At 53.5% G+C, this 1268-nt stretch carries 1 protein-coding gene; it reads left to right on the forward strand.

Features of this window, described 5'->3' with window-relative positions:
• Nucleotides 1-228 precede the first annotated feature (228 nt).
• On the forward strand, nt 229-1158 hold the full coding sequence (locus FBX99_RS28770) for a transposase (RefSeq protein WP_145133817.1): 930 nt from the start codon (nt 229-231) through the stop codon (nt 1156-1158).
• The last annotated feature ends 110 nt before the right edge of the window (nt 1159-1268 follow it).

The following is a 1268-nucleotide window of genomic DNA, read 5'->3' on the forward strand; positions in this document are numbered from 1 at the left end:
TTCGCGAGCAAGCCCGCTTGTGTCTTGCTCTGCGATTAAACTGATGGTGAGAGCGGTGAGTGGCAAGCTGAATGCCTGGAGTGCTTAAAGCACGTGTGGGAGCCCATGCTGCCACTCACCTCTCCACTCTGGTCATTGAGCCCGAACAGTTGAACGAGCCCACCTCGAACAGTTACAAGCGTGGGCCAAGCCAGAGCGCTCTCACTTTGAGTGTAAGAGGGTTTGGCTATGTTTTCCTATGCCGGTATTGATGTTTCCAAGGACAGTCTCGAGGTTCAGGTCAATCTGCTGGAGGCCGGGATTAGATGCCCTAATGCCGAAGGTGATTTTCCTGGGTTGATTGGATGGCTGATGCTGCACCAGGTGGGTCGCGTGTTACTGGAGGCCACTGGCGGTTATGAGCGCAAAGTCATGAAGGCACTTCAGGCTGCGGGCTTTGACGTCATACGGATCAACCCATGCCGAGCGAAGAATTTTGCCAAGGCAATGGGACAGCAGGCCAAAACCGATCCGATAGATGCGCGTCTTCTAGCGCAATTTGCAGCTGTCATAAAATCTCCCGATAGCCGAGTCACCAGTGCCGAACAAGACAATTTGCGCGCGTTGGTTCAGCAACGGGAACACTTTGTTCAGCAGATGGATGATGACAGGCGCAGACTCAAAACGGCCTCGTCTGAGGCAGTCAAACCAGCGCTGCAGAGCCATATCAGCTATTTGTACAAGGCTGTGAAGTCGATAGAAAAACTGATCGACCAGAGTGTTCAGGCCTTGGACCGTGAAAGGATGAGCCACTTGTGCTCGGTCAAAGGAATAGGGCTCGTTACAGCGGCGAGTTTAATGGCCTATCTTCCAGAGCTCGGCGAGGTTGGCAGACACCAGATTGCTGCATTGGCCGGAATAGCCCCCTACAACGACGATAGCGGCCAGCATAAAGGCAAGCGTCATATAGGCGGCGGCAGGTTCGCCGCCAGGCGTTCTTTGTACATGGCCTGCTGGTCAGTGATTAGGTTCCAGCCTGACTTCAATGCGCGGTACAAAGCGCTTCGCGAGAAAGGCAAATGCGCCAAAGTGGCTCTTATCGCTTGTATGCGCGTTTTGTTGGTACGCCTTAACGCGATGATCCGTGACGGTTCTGACTGGAAGGGACGCGCAGCCTAGATTGGACTGCGGGAGCCTCTCCAGATATCTGCACTGCCAAGAGCTGTGAGAGCTTTTGCTGCCTTGAAAAAGAATGGCTAAATAAATCATCCAAGACAGTTGCTCCCACA

It is taken from the genome of Pseudomonas sp. SJZ074 (genome assembly GCF_007828215.1).
Taxonomy (GTDB): domain Bacteria; phylum Pseudomonadota; class Gammaproteobacteria; order Pseudomonadales; family Pseudomonadaceae; genus Aquipseudomonas.